Consider the following 16,983-nt stretch of genomic DNA (forward strand, 5'->3'; position numbering starts at 1 on the left):
TTCTCCTTATCAGCATCCATAAGCTCACCATTTTTCGAATGGCATAAGTGAGCCCCTTTGATTCGTCAAAGGGCGCTCCTTAGTGTTTAATAACTTAAAAGTATTTACTTTTAATAACTTTAGAGTTATAATAAATTCGAAAAGAGGTTGCTTTGTGCACGCTATTTATTTTTATAAGGACAAACAGGGGAATCAACCGGTCCTGGACTACATGAGGGAGCTAGCTCGTCGCGATAGCAAGGACAGCCGGATCAAACTCAACAAGCTCAATGACTATATCGAGCTTTTGAGCCAGCATGGAACGCGTGCTGGCCAACCCTATATCAAGCATCTGGATGCGGAGATTTGGGAGTTGAGACCTTTGCGGGACCGGATTTTATTCGTGGCTTGGCTGGATGGAAGCTTTGTCTTACTGCATCATTTCGTCAAAAAGACGCAAAAGACACCTAGACGAGAGTTCGAGAAAGCCAAGCGAGCGTTGCAAGATTTGAAGGAAAGAGGGCTAAGAGATGAAGAATAGTGCCATCGGTAGCAATTGGAAAGATGTGAGAGCAGAGCTCTTCACCAAGGAAGAAATCCTGGAAAGTGATCTGCGGGTCGCGATTATGACAGAGCTGATCGAGGCTCGGCATGAAAAGGGCATTAGCCAAAAGAAACTAGAAGAACTCAGTGGAGTCAGTCAACCGGTCATCGCTAGGATGGAGACAGGCAAGACCAGTCCTCAATTGGACACGGTCTTGAAAGTCTTAGCTAGCCTAGGCAAGACCCTCGCCGTCGTCCCACTGGAACAAGAAAAGGTCTAAAAGAAATCAGAAAGAATTACTATGGAAACAACACAAACCTCACAGTCGCTTTACCAAGCCCTGTGGAACTCGGCGGATGTGCTCCGCTCTAAGATGGATGCCAATGACTATAAGTCTTACCTTTTGGGGATGATCTTTTATAAATACCTCTCAGATAAGTTGCTCTTTTTCGTGGCTGAGACCATGGAGGAGGAGACAGAGAGTCTGGATGAAGCCCTGGCTCTTTACCGATCCTACTATGAGGATCTGGACTCTCAAGAGGACCTCATCTCCGTCATCAAGGATGAGCTCAACTATGTCATCAAGCCAGACTTGACCTTTACGGCCTTGGTGGACCGGGTCAATGAAGGCACCTTCCAGCTGGAAGATCTAGCTCAGGGCTTCCGAGATATTGAGCAATGTGATGAACTTTATGAAAACCTCTTTGAGGACATTGATCTCTATTCCAAGAAACTAGGGGCAACTCCTCAAAAGCAAAACCAGCTAGTAGCTGCGGTCATGAAAGAGCTAGCAGTCCTGGAAGTAGCAGGTCATGCGGGAGATATGCTTGGGGATGCCTATGAGTATCTGATCGGTCAGTTTGCGACCGACTCGGGTAAGAAGGCAGGTGAGTTCTATACGCCTCAGCCTGTGGCCAAGCTCATGACCCAGATTGCCTTTTTAGGGCGTGAAGACGAGCAGGGCTTTACACTCTACGATGCCACCATGGGATCAGGCTCCCTCTTGCTCAATGCTAAGAAGTATTCTCATCAACCTCAAACCGTCCAATACTTCGGCCAGGAGCTCAATACTTCGACCTATAACCTGGCTCGGATGAACATGATCCTCCACGGGGTTCCTGTTGAAAACCAGTTCTTGCACAATGCGGATACGCTGGATGAAGATTGGCCGACCCAGGAGCCGACCAACTTTGATGGGGTCCTCATGAACCCTCCATACTCAGCCAAGTGGTCCGCAAGCTCAGGCTTCCTCCATGATCCTCGTTTCTCTCCTTTTGGGAAACTCGCGCCTCAGTCCAAAGCTGACTTTGCCTTCCTCTTACATGGGTATTACCACCTCAAGCAGGACAAGGGAGTCATGGCGATCGTTCTACCTCACGGGGTCCTTTTTCGTGGCAATGCCGAAGGAACCATCCGCAAGGCCTTGCTGGAAGAAGGAGCTATTGATACGGTGATCGGTCTACCTGCTAATATCTTCTTTAATACCAGCATTCCGACCACAGTCATCATTCTTAAAAAGAATCGCACCAATCGAGACGTTTACTTTATCGATGCTTCTAAGGAATTTGATAAGGGCAAAAACCAGAATATCATGACTGATACTCATATCGAGAAGATCCTGGAAGCCTACAAGTCTCGTGAGGAGATTGACAAGTTTGCCCACCTAGCAAGCTATGAAGAAATTGTCGAAAATGACTATAACCTCAATATTCCTCGCTATGTAGATACCTTTGAGGAAGAAGAAGTCGAACCCCTGACAGAAATTGTCAGCAAGATTAACGAGACAAATAAAGCAATCGAAAGCCAAACAGCATCGCTACTTGAAATGCTGAATCAACTCCAAGGAACCACACCAGAAGCAGATGCTGAGCTCAAACAGTTTCTGAAGGAGTTCAAAGGGTGATGGTAAAGTAATTAGATACGTCAAACCGATTTAAAATCCCAGCCAAATTACTTTTGGCTGGTTTTTATTGTCTAAAGATGCTATAATTAAATTACCTAAAAGGTAATTTAATTTAACGGAAAGGGATTTATGAAGCTTATCTATACAAACAAAACTGTTAAAAAGCAGTGCACAGAGCTGAGGCGAGCGAAAAAAGATTTTTCGGATAAGGTTGCTGTAAAGTTGCATCAGTTGATCACCTTTTTGGAAGCGGCGGATTCTTTGGCTAGTGTGACGGCTTTTCCTAAGTATCACTTTCACCAACTCAAGGGAAAGAGACAAGGACAGTTTGCTTTAGATATAGATGGCCGAAAGAGTTCCTATCGGTTGATTGTAGAATTTCGTGAGGAGGATCTAGAAAAGGTATTTCCTAGTCCTGTTGAAATCGAAATTCTAAAAATAGAGGAGGTCAGCAATCACTATGAGTAATAAAATTGTTGAATACAAAGACCTGATTGCTTTTCATCCAGGTCAGTATGTTGAAGAGTTGATTGAAGATTATAACGTAACGCAGAAAGAATTTGCGGAGCGTTTGGGAGTTTCAGCAAAGACTGTCAGCAAGCTCGTTAATGCTGAGGAGTCTATTAGTAAGGAGACGGCTCATAAGTTAGCCAAGCTAAGCGGAGTTTCCATGCAAACTTGGCTCAATCTTCAGAATGCTTACGATGTAAAAGTGGCAGAGATCGTAGAACAAAAAGAGCTAGAAGAAGGTAGTGAGAAAGAAATCTGTGAGATGATTGATTTCAAGTATTTTAAGGAAGAAGGCTATGTTCCAGACAAACGCTATACTGTGAAAGAAAAGATTGTCGAGCTTCGCAAGATTCTAGGCGTGGCGAATTTAAAAAACCTCACGACTTTCAACCATCTAGTCAGCTATCGGAATACACGTGAGTTTACGCCTAAAAGTATAGTGAATTCCAATATCATGCTGGAGCTGGCTTCTAAAAAAGCACGTGATAAAACGACTACTAAGCTCAATCGTAGAAAGCTAGAGAGAAGCCTGCCTGCTTTGAGAAAGTTGACCAGACAAGATTCAGAAGTTTTTCCTCAACGCTTGTCTGATATCTTGCTAGACTGTGGTATTGTCCTAGTCAGTCTACCTGCTTTGCCAAATGCCAATCTGAATGGTGCTACGAAAAAATTTGGAAACGGCAGTGCCATGCTATTACTCACGGATCGAAATAAAGCATTAGATATTTTCTGGTTCTCCCTTTTCCATGAGATTGGGCATATTTTGGAGAATGATTTTTCATCTGATGCTGGAAATAGTGAGTCATACCTTCGTTCCGAGGAGCGGGCAGATCAGTTTGCAAAAGATCTCTTGATTAGACCTGAAGACTATCAAGCTTTTGTTGAAAAAGGGAATTTCGATAAGTCAGATATCCTTTGCTTTGCTGAGGAAATAGATATTCATCCTAGTATTGTTTTAGGAAGATTACAAAATGAGGGCATTCTCAGTTTTGACCGATTCCGAGAACTAAAAGAAAATTATTACTTTGTGTCCTGAGACATTGTGACTTGTAGAAGATGAAAAAAGCTTAATACATCGAGTGAGAAATTCGAATTATTCGCTCATTTTTTAAAGGAAGTTAGTTTCGGCTATGAATAGTAAGGACTAATGGGCAATTTGTCAGAAACTTTGTGCGGAAAATAAGGATCTTGCTTTGAGCTATCCTGGCAACATTTACCAAGAAATCCGTCGATATTTGAAGAATGAACAGGTGGAGTTGAGTCAGGTTCAAATCATGATTTCGCATACCTGTCAAACCCCAGAACACAGGGGGAGGAGTGCAAAGAAGTTTTGCCTGCTAATACTCGAGATTTGCTTGCCCCTTATCTAAATGCTTACTTGCAAAAATTAACTTTACTGAAAGGAGACTACTATGAGACTTTGGCATGAGGCCTTGATTCCTCAACTTCCCCGACCTCAACTTTTGGGGCAACATCGGGAGTGCTGTGCTCTGCGTGGCAATGGCTGGGGAAGAAGGCATGCGACAGTTGACTATGTCTTTACCCACTCGCCCTATCGTCTCTATGTCTATCATCGTTTGATCATGGAGGAAATGGCTAGTCGTGGTTATCGGGTCGGCCCAGAATGGCTGGACAAGAACTACCGTGGAAAGACCTGCCCTCCCTATGAAGACTTGCCTGAGGAGAAGCTAGGCAATCCTATCTATAGTGAACATGATGACGCCTACTATGAGGAGTGCTTAGATAATCTCCGTGAGAAGGGGATAGAGCTGGAGTAACGGCGTGAAAGGTTTGCGATGCAAAATTCTTCTTTGTATTTTTGAGTCATAAAGATGAGACCTAAGGATTATTCCCTAGGTCTTATGCTTTAGTATTATGATGTATTTTCAGTTATAAAGTGATGAAAAAGAGCTTGTTGCTCGCTATTTCATAAACAGGGTGATAGATCTGTTTTCTTCATAAATAGTGAGATCTTTTTTGCAACCAATCTTAAGAACCCTATACCGTAAAAGTATCAATAAAAAAAACGAACTAAACATAGAGTAGTCCGTTTTTTGTTTATTAATAGAAAGAGGCATTAGTGAGTGAAGTCAAGTACCATACGTCCTTGGATAGTACCAGCTTCCATTTCATCAAAGACATCTACGGCATCTTCAACAGGGCGTTTTTCAACGACTGGAACAACTAAGCCTTCAGCACCAAATTGGAAGGCTTCTTCCAAGTCTTTACGAGTACCTACAAGAGAACCTATGACTTGGATACCGTCTAGAACAGTCTTGACAATGCTGAGGTCCATCATTTCAGATGGCAAACCAACAGCTACTACACGACCACCTGCACGTACAGAATCAACAGCTTGGTTGAAGGCCACTTTAGAAACGGCTGTTACGACTGCAGAATGAGCACCGCCGTTTGTCTTTTCTTTGATGAGGCCAGGAACATCATCAACTTCACGTCCATTGATGACAATATCAGCACCAACTTCTTTGGCTAATGCAAGTTTGTCATTGTTGATGTCGACTGCGATAACATGGGCATTGAAAACTTTCTTAGCATATTGAACAGCTAGGTTACCCAAACCACCTGCACCATAAAGGACGATCCATTGGCCTGGTTGGAGTTGAGCTTCTTTGATGGCTTTGTAAGTAGTTACACCGGCACAAGTGATAGAAGAAGCTTGTGCAGGATCAAGACCTTCAGGAACTTTGACAGCATAGTCAGCTGTTACGATACATTGTTCAGCCATACCACCGTCAACAGAATAACCAGCATTTTTTACTGTACGGCAAAGAGTTTCACGTCCTGTAGTACAGTATTCACATGTGCCACAACCTTCAAAGAACCAAGCGACACTGACACGGTCACCGACTTTCAAGTTCTTCACATCAGGAGCCAATTCTTTGACGATACCGATCCCTTCGTGACCAAGGATACGGCCTGGGACCTTGCCGAAGTCACCATGTGCAACGTGCAAGTCAGTGTGGCAGACACCACAGTATTCAATTTCTACAAGAGCTTCACCTGTTTCAAGCGGACGGAGTTCTTTGTTTTGGATAATTTCCACACCAGTGCTTTCTGGATTAACAACAACTGCTTTCATAAGTAGTTCCTCCTGTTTAGTTATTATTATTAATATGTTAATTATATCACAAAGTTTTTAGGTAGGCAAGCGTTTTCAGCAAAGAGTAATTCCCTGCTAGATTGCTAGGAGGACTATTTTTCACGACAAAGGTGGTAAAAACCGTATATTATTCTAATTTTGTTCTATATTTCAAACAAATTGACTCATCAAACTTTATAAAATAGGTATTAAGTAGAAAAACATTCGGGAATATTACATTTTCGTTACATTTTATAACAAAGTATGAATTTTCAGACAATTTTTATTATAATATGATTTAAAAAATATTGAGGAGTTTTGTATGAAAAGACAACAACGTTTTTCACTTCGGAAGTTCAAATTTGGTTTGGCTTCGGCTTTGTTGGGAACTGTTTTGATTTTTGGTTCAGGCCAAGTCAATGCGGACGAACAGACAGCCGTTAGCACAGCAGAAGCGAGTCAGCAGTCAAGCCTAGTTACGACAGCTGATCCGTCAGAGCAGGAGTCTCTTTCTGCGGATAAGGCGACAGTAAAAGAGGACAAGTCGCAAACTTCTGAAGAAGTAGACAAATCCTCAAGTTCAGAGCCAGCAAATGCTCAAGCTCCATCAGCAGGAGAAACTAAGGAAGAAAAGCAAGTAGCTAGCGAAACAACTGTAGCTATAGAGCCAAAACAGACTGTTTCGACAGCAGAGGGAACAAGCCCTTCATCTGAGAAGAAAGATGATAAGCAGGAGGTTAGGACTGAAAATCCTGAAAGAAAGCCAGCGACTACAGAAGCTGTAGCGTCAGAAAATACAGGTCAGCCAGTTGCTACTGCGACTTCTGCAGAAGAAGATAAAGTCAGCAAGGACGAGCAACCAACTAGCATCAGTAGTAATGAAATCATCAAGGTTCCTCAAACTTGGTCTCAAGGTTATAAAGGGGAAGGTCGCTTGGTTGCTGTTATCGACTCTGGTTTAGACGTCCACCATGAAGTCTTGCGTATTTCAGATCCTTCAAAGGCCAAATACCAAACGGAAGCTGCTCTTGAAGAGGCAAAGAAGAAGGCCGGAATTGATTATGGTAAATGGTATAACAGCAAGGTTGTTTATGCCTATAACTATATTGATGGCGATGATAGCATCAAGGAAAAAGATAGCTATTCTCACGGGATGCACGTTACTGGTATCACGGCTGGAAATCCAGACAAGAAGGATAGCAATGGAGAATACATCTATGGGGTTGCTCCTGAAGCTCAAGTGATGTTCATGCGGGTCTTCTCAGACCGTCAAAAAACTACGAGTGACGCCATTTATATCAAGGCCATTGAAGATGCAGTAGCCTTGGGGGCAGATTCCATCAATATGAGTTTGGGTTCAGCAACAGGATCAGTCGTAAACATGAGTCCTAGTCTCTCTGCGGCGATTGAACGAGCTCGAGCTAAAGGAGTCAGTGTCGTGATTGCGGCTGGTAACGAAAATACTTTCGGAAGTGGCCATTCCAAACCTCTGGCTGAAAATCCAGACTATGGTTTAGTCGGAAATCCTTCAACTGCAGAAGGAGCTATTTCTGTTGCCTCTGTTGATAATACGGTAGTGACTGAGGAAGTCATGGAAGTTCGTGGTCTGGAAGACAACGCTGAATTAAGCAACGGAAAATTCACATTTGCCAAAGCAGATAGCAAGGCTGATTTTGAAAAAGGCAAGGAATATGAGTATGTCAATGCTGGTCAAGGACGCGAAGAAGATTTTAATGGCCTAGATTTGACAGGGAAGTTGGCCCTTATTCAGCGTGGTTCGATTACATTCTCTGAAAAGATTAAAAATGCGATCCAGCATGGTGCAGCTGGTGCCCTCATTTACAATAATGTTGAAGGGGCTAATATCCAGATGGCCTTGGATAAGGATTCAGAATCAGCTCCATCAGCCTTTATCAGCAAACAGTATGGTGAAGCCTTGGCTGCTGGTAATTATAAGATTGCCTTCAACGGATTGAAAGATAATCGTCCAAATCCAACAGCTAAAGAACTATCTGACTTCTCTAGCTGGGGTGTTACAACCGATGGGCAGCTGAAGCCAGATGTGTCAGCTCCTGGTGGATCTATCTATTCTTCACTCAATGACAATACCTATGGTAGCATGAACGGAACCAGTATGGCCTCTCCACATGTGGCTGGTGTTGCAGCCTTGGTGAAAGAATACCTGCTCAAACATTATCCAAACCTAACTCCAGCTCAGAATTCTGAATTGGTTAAGGCTTTGATCATGTCAACTGCGAAGTTGCATATTGATAAAGAAACAGGCGCTTATACCTCTCCGCGTCAGCAAGGTGCAGGAATCGTTGATACAGCTGCCGCAGTGTCTACTGGACTTTATGTTACTGGGGAAAACCAATACCCAAGCGTATCCTTAGGCAATGTCGAAGATAGCTTTACATTTGACGTGACGGTTCATAATATTACTGATACTGACCGAACCCTGAAAATGATTGTCAATACCAATACGGATACTGTTAAGGATGGTCAATTTGATCTGACACCTCGTAAATTGACTGAGACAGTCTGGCCTGAAGTTACGGTCAAGGCTCATAGTAGTCAGACTGTAACTGTGAAGGTTAATGTGGCTAAATTTGCAGAAGAGCTGACCAAGTTAATGCCAAACGGCTACTTCTTGGAAGGTTTTGTTCGCTTTGTTGATCCAGCAGATGACGGTGATGTAGTGAGCCTTCCATTTATGGGCTTCCGTGGTCAATTCCAAAATCTGCCAGCTGCTGAAAAACCAATTTATAAATTAGTTCGCGATGGGAAATCTGGCTTCTATTATCAGGTGCCAGAGGATAAAAGTATTGATTCTAAAAGCAATGTGACGAGCCTCGTAACAACGTCTAAAGATACCCTTTATTCAACTGGCAAAACTGTAGACCGCAGTTCAGTTGTCTTAGGAACAGCAGAAAATGCCGATGGGAAACATATCTTACAGCTGGATGCTGATGGCAATATTCGTTTAGCCTTCTCACCAAATGGTGATGGCAATAAAGATGTAATCCAGTACCGCTCTGTCTTCTACCGGAACGTGAACAATCTGACAGCTAGTGTGTATACAACAGATGATACTGACTACCGCTTCCCAATCTGGCAAAGTAGCAATGCTTGGGATGGCCGTAAGAATTTCTATAGCGGTGATGCGAGAAAACCGAAGTCTTATCTTTTGACAAATACTGTTTGGGATGGTCGCGATAGCAAGGGCAACCCGTTAGAAGATGGCCGCTATACCTATGTCGTTCGCTACACACCTGATGTGCCTGGTGCAGAAGAGCAAACTGTAAGCTTCGATCTTCAAATTGATACCCAAAAACCTCAGATTACTTCAGGTTATATCACGAATAAAGACGGTGTTGAGACTTTAACAGTCCGTAAGCCAAAGGATGTAGGAAACGGTGGTATCCTGCGCGAACAAGTCTTCTACTTGAAGGCAGACGAAGAAGGTTCAATCACTTATAAGGACGTGGATTCCCATGGGAAAGAACGGGAATACGAGCATAGAGTTTATCTTTCAGCCAATGAAGATGGTACTTACACTTTGCCAGAAGGAGTGGACAAGTCCCAGATTTTCTATGCGGTAGAAGATTATGCAGGCAACAAAGATGTTCTTGCCTTGTCTGAATTTGTCAGCTCTGAAAATTCAGGCCGGATCCGAGTTTCCATGGTGGATGCAACCACACATAAAGATGTTGACACGACCTTTGTCTATCGAATCAAGGATGACAAAGGAAAATACGTTGATTTGGACAAAGGAAAAGATATCAACTTCTTGCCGTTCGGTCGTTATACAGTAGAAGTCTTCACCTATGATAGAGATGAAATCAAGTTCTACGGTTCCAAGACGCAGGAATTTGAATTAACAGCACAAGATAGCTTTAAGACAATCGAGTTCCTTGTTAAGGAAGTTGTCTTTGCGCCAGTCAGTGTTGCTTTTGATCAGCCTGTACCAAAAAATACTCAAGTACTTCTCAAGAACAACAATGGCGATGTATATACTTTGCCTGCTACTAAATTTGGCAAGAATTCCTTTGGACGATCAGTAGGGGCAGGATTCTACTCTGTCTTTGTCAATCTCCCAACTGGTTATGAGCTTGTGGAAACAGATCCAACTGTTGAAGTTCTTGAAGGTAAGAACAATCTTCTTAAACTAGGAGTTGTTGTTAAAACCCTTCTTATGGCAGCGGTTAATCAGCAATCAAATCTAGTATCGACAGTTCAATATTACAATGCTTCTAGCGCAAAACGTCTGGCTTATGATCAAGCTTATCAATCTGCTAAAGATGCTTTAGCTGGTAAATTGACGCAGGCAGAAGTGGATGCTGTTGTTGCCAAGTTGCAAGCTGCAACAACTGATCTTGACGGTAAAGAATCCGATGTGGCAGCTGTTAAAGCGGCAGTAGAGGCTTATGCTGCAACAACGAAAACAGGTGCTTATGCCAATGCTAAGGACAGAAACCGCCGTGCCTATGACCAAGCCTTCCAAGAAGTTACTCTTCTCTTACTCCAAGAGAAGGTAACCCAAGAGCAAATCGATACAGCACTGGCTAAACTGGCAACTGCTGAGAAAAAATTAGATGGTAAGCCAACGAACTTTACTGATTTACAAAAATTAGTAGAATACGACATGCACTATCAAGCAATCAGCAATAAGTTTATCTATGCTAGCGAGAATGTTAAAGCAGCGTACTTAGAGGCCTATGCACAAGCTAAGGCAGTTCTGGAAGATCCAGGCGCTAGCCAAGCAGAGGTTAAGGAAGCTATTGCGAATTTGAAGGTAGCTAGGAGAAAACTTGATGGCAGAAAACCAAGAGTTGTGAAGCCTAGAAAGCCAAGACAAGCTTAAAACTTTCAAGCTTACTTTAGAATCAGAATCCCTTGGGTTTATACTTGAGGGATTTCTTTTATTATGGGCGTATAAGTGTTTTACAATAGTTAGGATTTCTGCTATAATCTTTTTTAGAAAGAAATCACTTTGTCTACTTTTTAGCGAGTCTGGGATAGTGTGAGCCAGATAGGGAAGCAGAGCAGATGGCGCTTTTGGTTAACATTTTTAAACGTAATGAAGTAATAAATTAGGGTGGAACCGCGTTTTTGACGCCCCTAGGTCGCAATAGCCTAGGACTGTCGGATGTGGTTCTTTTGTTTGTTCAAACGGAGCGAAAGATAGTCCCTGAGCTAAAATGAAAAAATAAAGGAGTAACTAATGTCTAAGAAACTTACCTTTCAGGAAATAATTTTGACTTTACAGCAGTTCTGGAATGATCAGGGCTGTATGCTTATGCAGGCTTATGATAATGAGAAGGGGGCGGGAACGATGAGTCCTTATACCTTCCTGCGAGCTATTGGGCCAGAGCCTTGGAATGCGGCCTATGTAGAGCCGTCTCGCCGACCAGCAGATGGGCGTTATGGGGAAAATCCTAACCGTCTTTATCAGCATCATCAATTTCAGGTGGTCATGAAGCCATCTCCGAGCAATATCCAAGAACTTTACTTGCAGTCTTTGGAGCTTTTGGGCATCAATCCGCTGGAGCACGATATCCGCTTTGTTGAGGATAACTGGGAAAATCCGTCAACTGGATCAGCTGGTCTGGGCTGGGAAGTATGGCTGGATGGTATGGAAATCACTCAGTTCACTTACTTCCAGCAGGTTGGAGGGCTACCAACTCAACCAGTGACTGCTGAGGTGACTTATGGTCTGGAGCGTCTGGCTTCTTATATTCAAGAAGTGGACTCTGTCTATGACATTGAGTGGGCTGATGGCGTTAAGTATGGCGAAATTTTCACTCATCCTGAGTATGAGCATTCTAAATACAGCTTTGAGGTCAGCGACCAAGACTTGCTCTTGGGGAATTTTGAGAGGTTTGAAGCAGAAGCTAAGCGCTGTCTGGATGAGCATCTGGTACACCCAGCCTATGACTATGTTCTCAAATGCTCACATACCTTTAACCTCTTGGATGCGCGTGGAGCCGTATCTGTGACAGAGCGGGCTGGTTATATCGCTCGGATTCGTAATTTGGCGCGTGTTGTGGCCAAGACCTTTGTGGCTGAGCGCAAGCGTCTGGGCTACCCACTTTTGGATGCAGAGACTCGCGAGAAACTCTTGGCAGAGGAGGGAGAATAATCATGGTGAAAAATTTATTAGTTGAGTTAGGCTTGGAGGAAATGCCAGCCTATGTCGTGACACCTAGCATGAAGCAGCTGCGCGACAAGATGGGAGCCTTCCTGACAGACCATCGTCTGACCTTTGAGAAAATTGAAATGTTCTCCACGCCGCGTCGTCTGGCGGTGCGCGTGGTTGGCTTAGCGGACAAGCAGTCTGATTTGACCGAAGATTTCAAAGGTCCTTCTAAGAAAATTGCTCTGGACGCAGATGGCAACTTTACCAAGGCTGCCGAAGGCTTTGTTCGTGGCAAGGGATTGACAGTTGAGGACATTACTTTCCGCGAAATCAAGGGGGAAGAATACGTCTATGTGACCAAGGAAGAAGTCGGTCGCCCGGTAGAGGAAATCATTCCAGCAGTGACGGAAGTGCTGCAAGCACTGACCTTCCCTGTCAGCATGCACTGGGCTAACAACACTTTTGAATACATCCGTCCAGTTCATACTTTGACTGTGCTCCTAGATGAGCAGGCCTTTGACTTGGATTTCTTGGACATCAAGAGCGGACGTACTAGCCGTGGACACCGTTTTTTGGGGAAAGAAACAGAGATTGCTTCCGCGGATTCCTATGAAGATGACCTACGGGCTCAGTTTGTTATTGCCAGCCCTCTTGAACGTGGAGATATGATTGTCGAGCAGATTCGAGCACTGGAAGAGGATCACGGAGTTTCTATCGAGATTGACGAAGACCTGCTCAATGAAGTGTTGAATCTGGTAGAATATCCAACTGCTTTCTTGGGTAATTTTGATGCTAAATACTTAGAGGTGCCAGAGGAAGTGCTGGTAACTTCTATGAAAGAGCACCAGCGTTACTTTGTTGTGCGCGATGCTGAAGGCAAACTTTTGCCACACTTTATCTCAGTCCGCAACGGAAATGCAGAGCATCTGGAAAATGTCATCAAGGGGAATGAGAAAGTCTTGGTGGCTCGTCTGGAAGATGGGGAATTCTTCTGGAGAGAAGACCAAAAGCTGGCTATTGCTGACTTGGTTGAAAAGCTGAGCAATGTGACTTTCCACGAAAAGATTGGCTCTCTGGCAGAGCACATGGAGCGGACTAGTAAGATTGCTGCTCTCTTGGCGCAAGAAGCAGGATTGGATGCTGATGAGACAGCCGATTTGGCTCGTGCAGCGGCTATTTATAAGTTTGACCTGCTGACTGGTATGGTTGGTGAATTTGATGAGCTGCAAGGTATCATGGGTGAGAAGTATGCTCTTCTGGCTGGTGAGAATGCTGCAGTGGCAGCTGCTATTCGGGAGCACTATATGCCGACTTCAGCCGATGGCGAATTGCCTGACACCAAGGTCGGAGCAGTCTTGGCACTGGCTGATAAGCTGGATACCATTCTGTCCTTCTTCTCAGTTGGCTTGATTCCAAGCGGTTCCAATGACCCTTATGCGCTGCGCCGTGCGACTCAGGGTGTTGTGCGTATCTTGGACAAGTTTGGCTGGAACATTGACTTGGCTCAGCTGGTTAGCCGACTTTACGAACTCAAGTTTGATAGTCTAAGCTATGAAAATCAAGAGGCCGTGCTAGACTTCTTCCGTGCCCGTGTTGAGAAAATGATGGATCGCAACATTCCAAAAGACATCGTGACGGCTGTTCTTCAAAGCACAAACTTTGTCGTACGTGATTTGGTGGAAACAGCAGCGCTTCTAGCAGAAAAAGCTCTGGAAGACAACTTCAAGTCAGCAGTCGAAAGCCTATCTCGGGTCTTTAATCTAGCTGAGAAAGCCCAAGGGCAGACAGCTGTCAATCCAGCTCTCTTTGAAAATCAAGAGGAAAAAGACTTGGCTGCTGCCATTGAAAAAGTGGAGCTGACATCTGACTTGGCTACCAATCTCGACCAACTCTTTGCACTCAGTCCAGTTATCGATGCTTTCTTTGACAATACCATGGTCATGGCAGAAGATGAGGCTGTGCGTAACAACCGTCTAGCTCTCCTGTCTTCTTTGACAGCCAAGGCGGGACAAATGGCGCAGTTTAATCAGATTAATACCAAATAAAAGGTAAGAGAGAGGTAGAATCATGGATCCTAAAAAAATTGCCCGTATTAATGAACTGGCTAAAAAGAAAAAAACGGAAGGCTTAACTGCTGAGGAAAAAGTGGAACAAGCCAAGCTTCGTGAAGAGTATATCGAGGGCTACCGTCGCTCTGTTCGTCATCACATTGAAGGCATCAAGATTGTCGACGAGGAAGGCAATGATGTGACGCCTGAAAAATTGCGTCAAGTTCAGCGTGAGAAAGGTCTTCACGGTCGCAGTCTAGATGATCCAAATTCATAAAAAAATAGTTGTCATTTCAGTGCATAAGCTGAAATGACAACTATTTTATTTTTTCTTCCTTTTTAAGAGTTTATAGCTGATGTAGAGAATGGCGACGCAAGTGAAGGTTAGAATCCAAAAAAGAACTGGATCTGTTGTGGTCCTCAGAAAGAAGAAGCAGACTAGAAAAATAGCAAATAATAGAATTAAGATAGTATTTCTATAAGATTGAAGGTTCATTCTTCTTCCTCCCTTTTTTGTGCTTGACGAATCTTTCCTTTGGAAATAAAATGCATAATCAGTCCAAATCCAAGACCAGCAGCTAATCCAGCTATAATAAGTTTTGGCTGAAGCAAAACTTGTAGGATATCTTTCTTTTCCATGACAGCTATCATGATGCTGAAGAGAGGGTAAAAGAGCAGCCAATAAGAGAAGCCTGCTTTGAGACCAGCATGTTTCATAGCTTTTTCTTCTTTTTCATCCTGAAGTCCTAGCTCTAGATTATCAATTCCTTTGCGCCGTGCTTGAATGACTATATAGACACAGAATCCGAGGATAAGGATTTCCAGCAGGATAGGATAGGTAACAGCAATAATTTTAGGCCATCGAAAAGCCAGTGGAAAGACGATGGCATTGCCAAAAATCAGAATAAAGAAAAGCCAGATAAAGCCTTTATTTCCTAGATGCTCAGCCTGTTGTCGCTTTTGCTCGTCCAAGGGTCCAGTAATGCCATAAAATCGTTTGATCATCTTGTCTGAGAATGTTTCTTTTTTCATGTTTGCTTCCTTTCTTTAGGTATGAATGTTGCTGCAAGGAAAAATTCTTAGTCCTCAGAATCTTCATCAGTCAGCTGGGAATCCCAAAAGAGGGCGTTGAGGTCAGTATCCAGTGTTTTTGCTAGATTGATGCAGAGCTCGAGGGTGGGGTTGTATTTGTTGTTTTCAATCATATTGATAGTTTGCCGCGATACCCCGATGGACTTGGCCAACTCTAGCTGAGACATCTTTTTTTCTTTTCGAAATTCTTTGACACGATTCATTACACCCTTCCTTTCTATTTTTTATCACCAATCAAATGTCGTGTATATTTGACTTTTAAAATAGTATAATCTTTTTTGGAGATTATGTCAAGTATATACGACAAAAACTTAGGATTATTTTTCCTGGTCCTACTTTTTCTTTAAAATTTTTTTTTGCTTTTGATTATGGTATAATAGATAAGATATGACAAATGAATTTCATCATGTAACCGTTCTTCTTCATGAAACTATTGATTATTTAGATGTTAAACCTGATGGGGTGTATGTTGATGCGACCTTAGGTGGGGCAGGCCATAGTGAATATTTACTAAGTAAGTTAAGTCCCAAGGGCCATCTCTATGCTTTTGATCAGGATGCGACAGCTATTAAACATGCCAAAAAACGTTTAGCACCATACATCGAAAAAGGCATGGTTACTTTTGTGCAGGATAATTTCCGCCATCTCAAACTACAGTTAGAAAAACTTGGTGTAGATGAGATTGATGGTATTTGTTATGATTTAGGGGTCTCAAGTCCCCAATTAGATGAGCGAGAACGTGGTTTTTCTTATAAACAAGATGCACCATTGGATATGCGTATGAATCGTCATGCGGATTTTAACGCTTATCAAGTAGTCAATGACTACGATTATCATGATTTAGTGCGTATTTTCTTTAAATACGGTGAAGATAAATTTTCAAAGCAAATTGCTCGTAAAATTGAGCAAGCTAGGCAGATCAAGCCGATTGAGACGACAACGGAGCTTGCAGAGATTATCAAATCTGCCAAGCCCGCCAAGGAATTAAAGAAAAAAGGGCATCCAGCCAAGCAGATTTTTCAAGCCATTCGGATTGAGGTCAATGATGAGCTGGGCGCAGCTGATGAGTCTATTCAGCAAGCAATTGATTTATTGGCGGTAGATGGTCGGATTTCAGTCATCACCTTCCATTCTTTGGAAGATCGCTTGACCAAGCAACTTTTTAAAGAGGCTTCGACAGTAGACGTGCCAAAGGGCTTGCCTTTTATTCCAGATGACTTGAAACCTAAACTGGAATTAATCAGTCGCAAGCCAATTTTGCCGAGTGCAGAAGAGCTTGAGCTGAATAATCGAGCACATTCAGCCAAATTGCGCGTGGCGCGAAAAGTACACAAGTGAGGGAATAAATGCCAAATAACAGCCAAGAAACGAGAGGACAGCAGCTCCAATCACGGATTAAAAAGTTCACTCGTATCGAGAAAGCATTTTATGCTTCGATTATCTTGACAGCGATTATTATTGCAGTTAGTGTTGTCTTTATGCAGACAAAACTTTTGCAAGTTCAGCATGATTTGACGGACTTGAATGTCCAAGTCAGCACTAAGCAGGTTGAAATTAATAACGCCAAGCAAGAGATTAATGATTTAACGCGTAAGGAAAGACTGTCTGGACTAGCTAGTTCTCAGGAAATGACCTTACAGAATGCAATCGTAAAAACGGCGGAATAAA

Annotated in this window: 15 protein-coding genes; 12 read left to right on the plus strand and 3 right to left on the minus strand. The window is 43.1% G+C overall.

The window, feature by feature from the left end; all coding sequences use genetic code 11:
- The first annotated feature begins 154 nt into the window (after positions 1–154).
- The 6 genes from HMPREF2780_RS04995 (at position 155) to HMPREF2780_RS05025 (ending at position 4,714) form a co-directional block, all read left to right on the plus strand.
- Entirely contained in the window at positions 155–520 is a 366-nt protein-coding gene (locus HMPREF2780_RS04995) for a type II toxin-antitoxin system RelE/ParE family toxin (RefSeq protein ID WP_105026287.1), read from the plus strand.
- A complete protein-coding gene (locus tag HMPREF2780_RS05000; protein WP_021144391.1) occupies positions 510–803 on the plus strand; it encodes a helix-turn-helix domain-containing protein in 294 nt (97 codons plus the stop codon). Before HMPREF2780_RS04995 ends, HMPREF2780_RS05000 begins: the two co-directional genes overlap by 11 nt.
- 21 nt (positions 804–824) lie before the next feature.
- On the plus strand, positions 825–2,426 hold the full coding sequence (locus HMPREF2780_RS05005) for a type I restriction-modification system subunit M (protein WP_105026288.1): 1,602 nt from the start codon (positions 825–827) through the stop codon (positions 2,424–2,426).
- Positions 2,427–2,555: 129 nt separating this feature from the next.
- Positions 2,556–2,894 carry a type II toxin-antitoxin system RelE/ParE family toxin gene (locus HMPREF2780_RS05010; RefSeq protein ID WP_105026289.1) on the plus strand — a complete coding sequence of 113 codons (339 nt, stop codon included), beginning with the start codon at positions 2,556–2,558 and terminating at the stop codon, positions 2,892–2,894.
- Positions 2,887–3,972, plus strand: a complete 1,086-nt coding sequence (locus tag HMPREF2780_RS05015) for a HigA family addiction module antitoxin (protein WP_105026290.1) — start codon at positions 2,887–2,889, stop codon at positions 3,970–3,972. Before HMPREF2780_RS05010 ends, HMPREF2780_RS05015 begins: the two co-directional genes overlap by 8 nt.
- A 376-nt stretch (positions 3,973–4,348) precedes the next feature.
- A complete protein-coding gene (locus HMPREF2780_RS05025; protein WP_105026291.1) occupies positions 4,349–4,714 on the plus strand; it encodes a TIGR02328 family protein in 366 nt (121 codons plus the stop codon).
- Positions 4,715–5,013: 299 nt separating this feature from the next.
- On the opposite strand, the gene adhP is transcribed toward HMPREF2780_RS05025, so the two are convergent.
- Positions 5,014–6,036: an alcohol dehydrogenase AdhP gene (gene adhP, locus HMPREF2780_RS05030; RefSeq protein ID WP_048778796.1), complete on the minus strand. Its 1,023-nt coding sequence runs from the start codon at positions 6,034–6,036 to the stop codon at positions 5,014–5,016.
- 322 nt (positions 6,037–6,358) lie between these two features.
- On the opposite strand from adhP, the gene HMPREF2780_RS05035 reads away from it, so the two are divergent.
- The 4 genes from HMPREF2780_RS05035 to HMPREF2780_RS05050 all read left to right on the plus strand — a co-directional run bounded on the left by HMPREF2780_RS05035 (position 6,359) and on the right by HMPREF2780_RS05050 (position 14,500).
- Entirely contained in the window at positions 6,359–10,900 is a 4,542-nt protein-coding gene (locus HMPREF2780_RS05035) for a S8 family serine peptidase challisin (RefSeq protein ID WP_105026292.1), read from the plus strand.
- A 360-nt stretch (positions 10,901–11,260) separates the two neighbouring features.
- A complete protein-coding gene (gene glyQ / locus HMPREF2780_RS05040) occupies positions 11,261–12,178 on the plus strand; it encodes a glycine--tRNA ligase subunit alpha (protein ID WP_002911276.1) in 918 nt (305 codons plus the stop codon).
- Between the two features lie 2 nt (positions 12,179–12,180).
- Positions 12,181–14,220 carry a glycine--tRNA ligase subunit beta gene (glyS, locus tag HMPREF2780_RS05045; RefSeq protein WP_105026293.1) on the plus strand — a complete coding sequence of 680 codons (2,040 nt, stop codon included), beginning with the start codon at positions 12,181–12,183 and terminating at the stop codon, positions 14,218–14,220.
- A gap of 22 nt (positions 14,221–14,242) precedes the next feature.
- Positions 14,243–14,500: a DUF896 family protein gene (locus HMPREF2780_RS05050; RefSeq protein ID WP_048778781.1), complete on the plus strand. Its 258-nt coding sequence runs from the start codon at positions 14,243–14,245 to the stop codon at positions 14,498–14,500.
- 215 nt (positions 14,501–14,715) lie between these two features.
- On the opposite strand, the gene HMPREF2780_RS05055 is transcribed toward HMPREF2780_RS05050, so the two are convergent.
- Both HMPREF2780_RS05055 and HMPREF2780_RS05060 read right to left on the minus strand, forming a co-directional pair.
- Positions 14,716–15,255, minus strand: a complete 540-nt coding sequence (locus tag HMPREF2780_RS05055) for a DUF3278 domain-containing protein (RefSeq protein ID WP_048778778.1) — start codon at positions 15,253–15,255, stop codon at positions 14,716–14,718.
- 47 nt (positions 15,256–15,302) lie between these two features.
- Positions 15,303–15,518: a helix-turn-helix transcriptional regulator gene (locus HMPREF2780_RS05060; RefSeq protein WP_048778776.1), complete on the minus strand. Its 216-nt coding sequence runs from the start codon at positions 15,516–15,518 to the stop codon at positions 15,303–15,305.
- 184 nt (positions 15,519–15,702) lie between these two features.
- Between HMPREF2780_RS05060 and rsmH the strand changes: the two genes are divergently transcribed.
- Together rsmH and ftsL are read left to right on the plus strand one after the other, a co-directional pair.
- Positions 15,703–16,653, plus strand: a complete 951-nt coding sequence (gene rsmH / locus HMPREF2780_RS05065) for a 16S rRNA (cytosine(1402)-N(4))-methyltransferase RsmH (RefSeq protein WP_105026294.1) — start codon at positions 15,703–15,705, stop codon at positions 16,651–16,653.
- Positions 16,654–16,661: 8 nt separating this feature from the next.
- Positions 16,662–16,982 (plus strand): cell division protein FtsL, encoded by a 321-nt coding sequence (gene ftsL, locus HMPREF2780_RS05070; RefSeq protein WP_012000070.1) that lies wholly within the window; start codon positions 16,662–16,664, stop codon positions 16,980–16,982.
- The last annotated feature ends 1 nt before the right edge of the window (position 16,983 follow it).

It is taken from the genome of Streptococcus sp. HMSC062B01, assembly GCF_001811085.1.
GTDB lineage: Bacteria > Bacillota > Bacilli > Lactobacillales > Streptococcaceae > Streptococcus > Streptococcus gordonii.

Coding starts and splice junctions, on each gene's coding strand:
- HMPREF2780_RS05000 (WP_021144391.1), top strand. CDS start 510: ATGAAGAATAGTGCCATCGGTAGCAATTGGAAAGATGTGAGAGCAGAG.
- HMPREF2780_RS05005 (WP_105026288.1), top strand. CDS start 825: ATGGAAACAACACAAACCTCACAGTCGCTTTACCAAGCCCTGTGGAAC.
- HMPREF2780_RS05010 (WP_105026289.1), top strand. CDS start 2,556: ATGAAGCTTATCTATACAAACAAAACTGTTAAAAAGCAGTGCACAGAG.
- HMPREF2780_RS05015 (WP_105026290.1), top strand. CDS start 2,887: ATGAGTAATAAAATTGTTGAATACAAAGACCTGATTGCTTTTCATCCA.
- HMPREF2780_RS05025 (WP_105026291.1), top strand. CDS start 4,349: ATGAGACTTTGGCATGAGGCCTTGATTCCTCAACTTCCCCGACCTCAA.
- adhP (WP_048778796.1), bottom strand. CDS start 6,036: ATGAAAGCAGTTGTTGTTAATCCAGAAAGCACTGGTGTGGAAATTATC.
- HMPREF2780_RS05035 (WP_105026292.1), top strand. CDS start 6,359: ATGAAAAGACAACAACGTTTTTCACTTCGGAAGTTCAAATTTGGTTTG.
- glyQ (WP_002911276.1), top strand. CDS start 11,261: ATGTCTAAGAAACTTACCTTTCAGGAAATAATTTTGACTTTACAGCAG.
- glyS (WP_105026293.1), top strand. CDS start 12,181: ATGGTGAAAAATTTATTAGTTGAGTTAGGCTTGGAGGAAATGCCAGCC.
- HMPREF2780_RS05050 (WP_048778781.1), top strand. CDS start 14,243: ATGGATCCTAAAAAAATTGCCCGTATTAATGAACTGGCTAAAAAGAAA.
- HMPREF2780_RS05055 (WP_048778778.1), bottom strand. CDS start 15,255: ATGAAAAAAGAAACATTCTCAGACAAGATGATCAAACGATTTTATGGC.
- HMPREF2780_RS05060 (WP_048778776.1), bottom strand. CDS start 15,518: ATGAATCGTGTCAAAGAATTTCGAAAAGAAAAAAAGATGTCTCAGCTA.
- rsmH (WP_105026294.1), top strand. CDS start 15,703: ATGACAAATGAATTTCATCATGTAACCGTTCTTCTTCATGAAACTATT.
- ftsL (WP_012000070.1), top strand. CDS start 16,662: ATGCCAAATAACAGCCAAGAAACGAGAGGACAGCAGCTCCAATCACGG.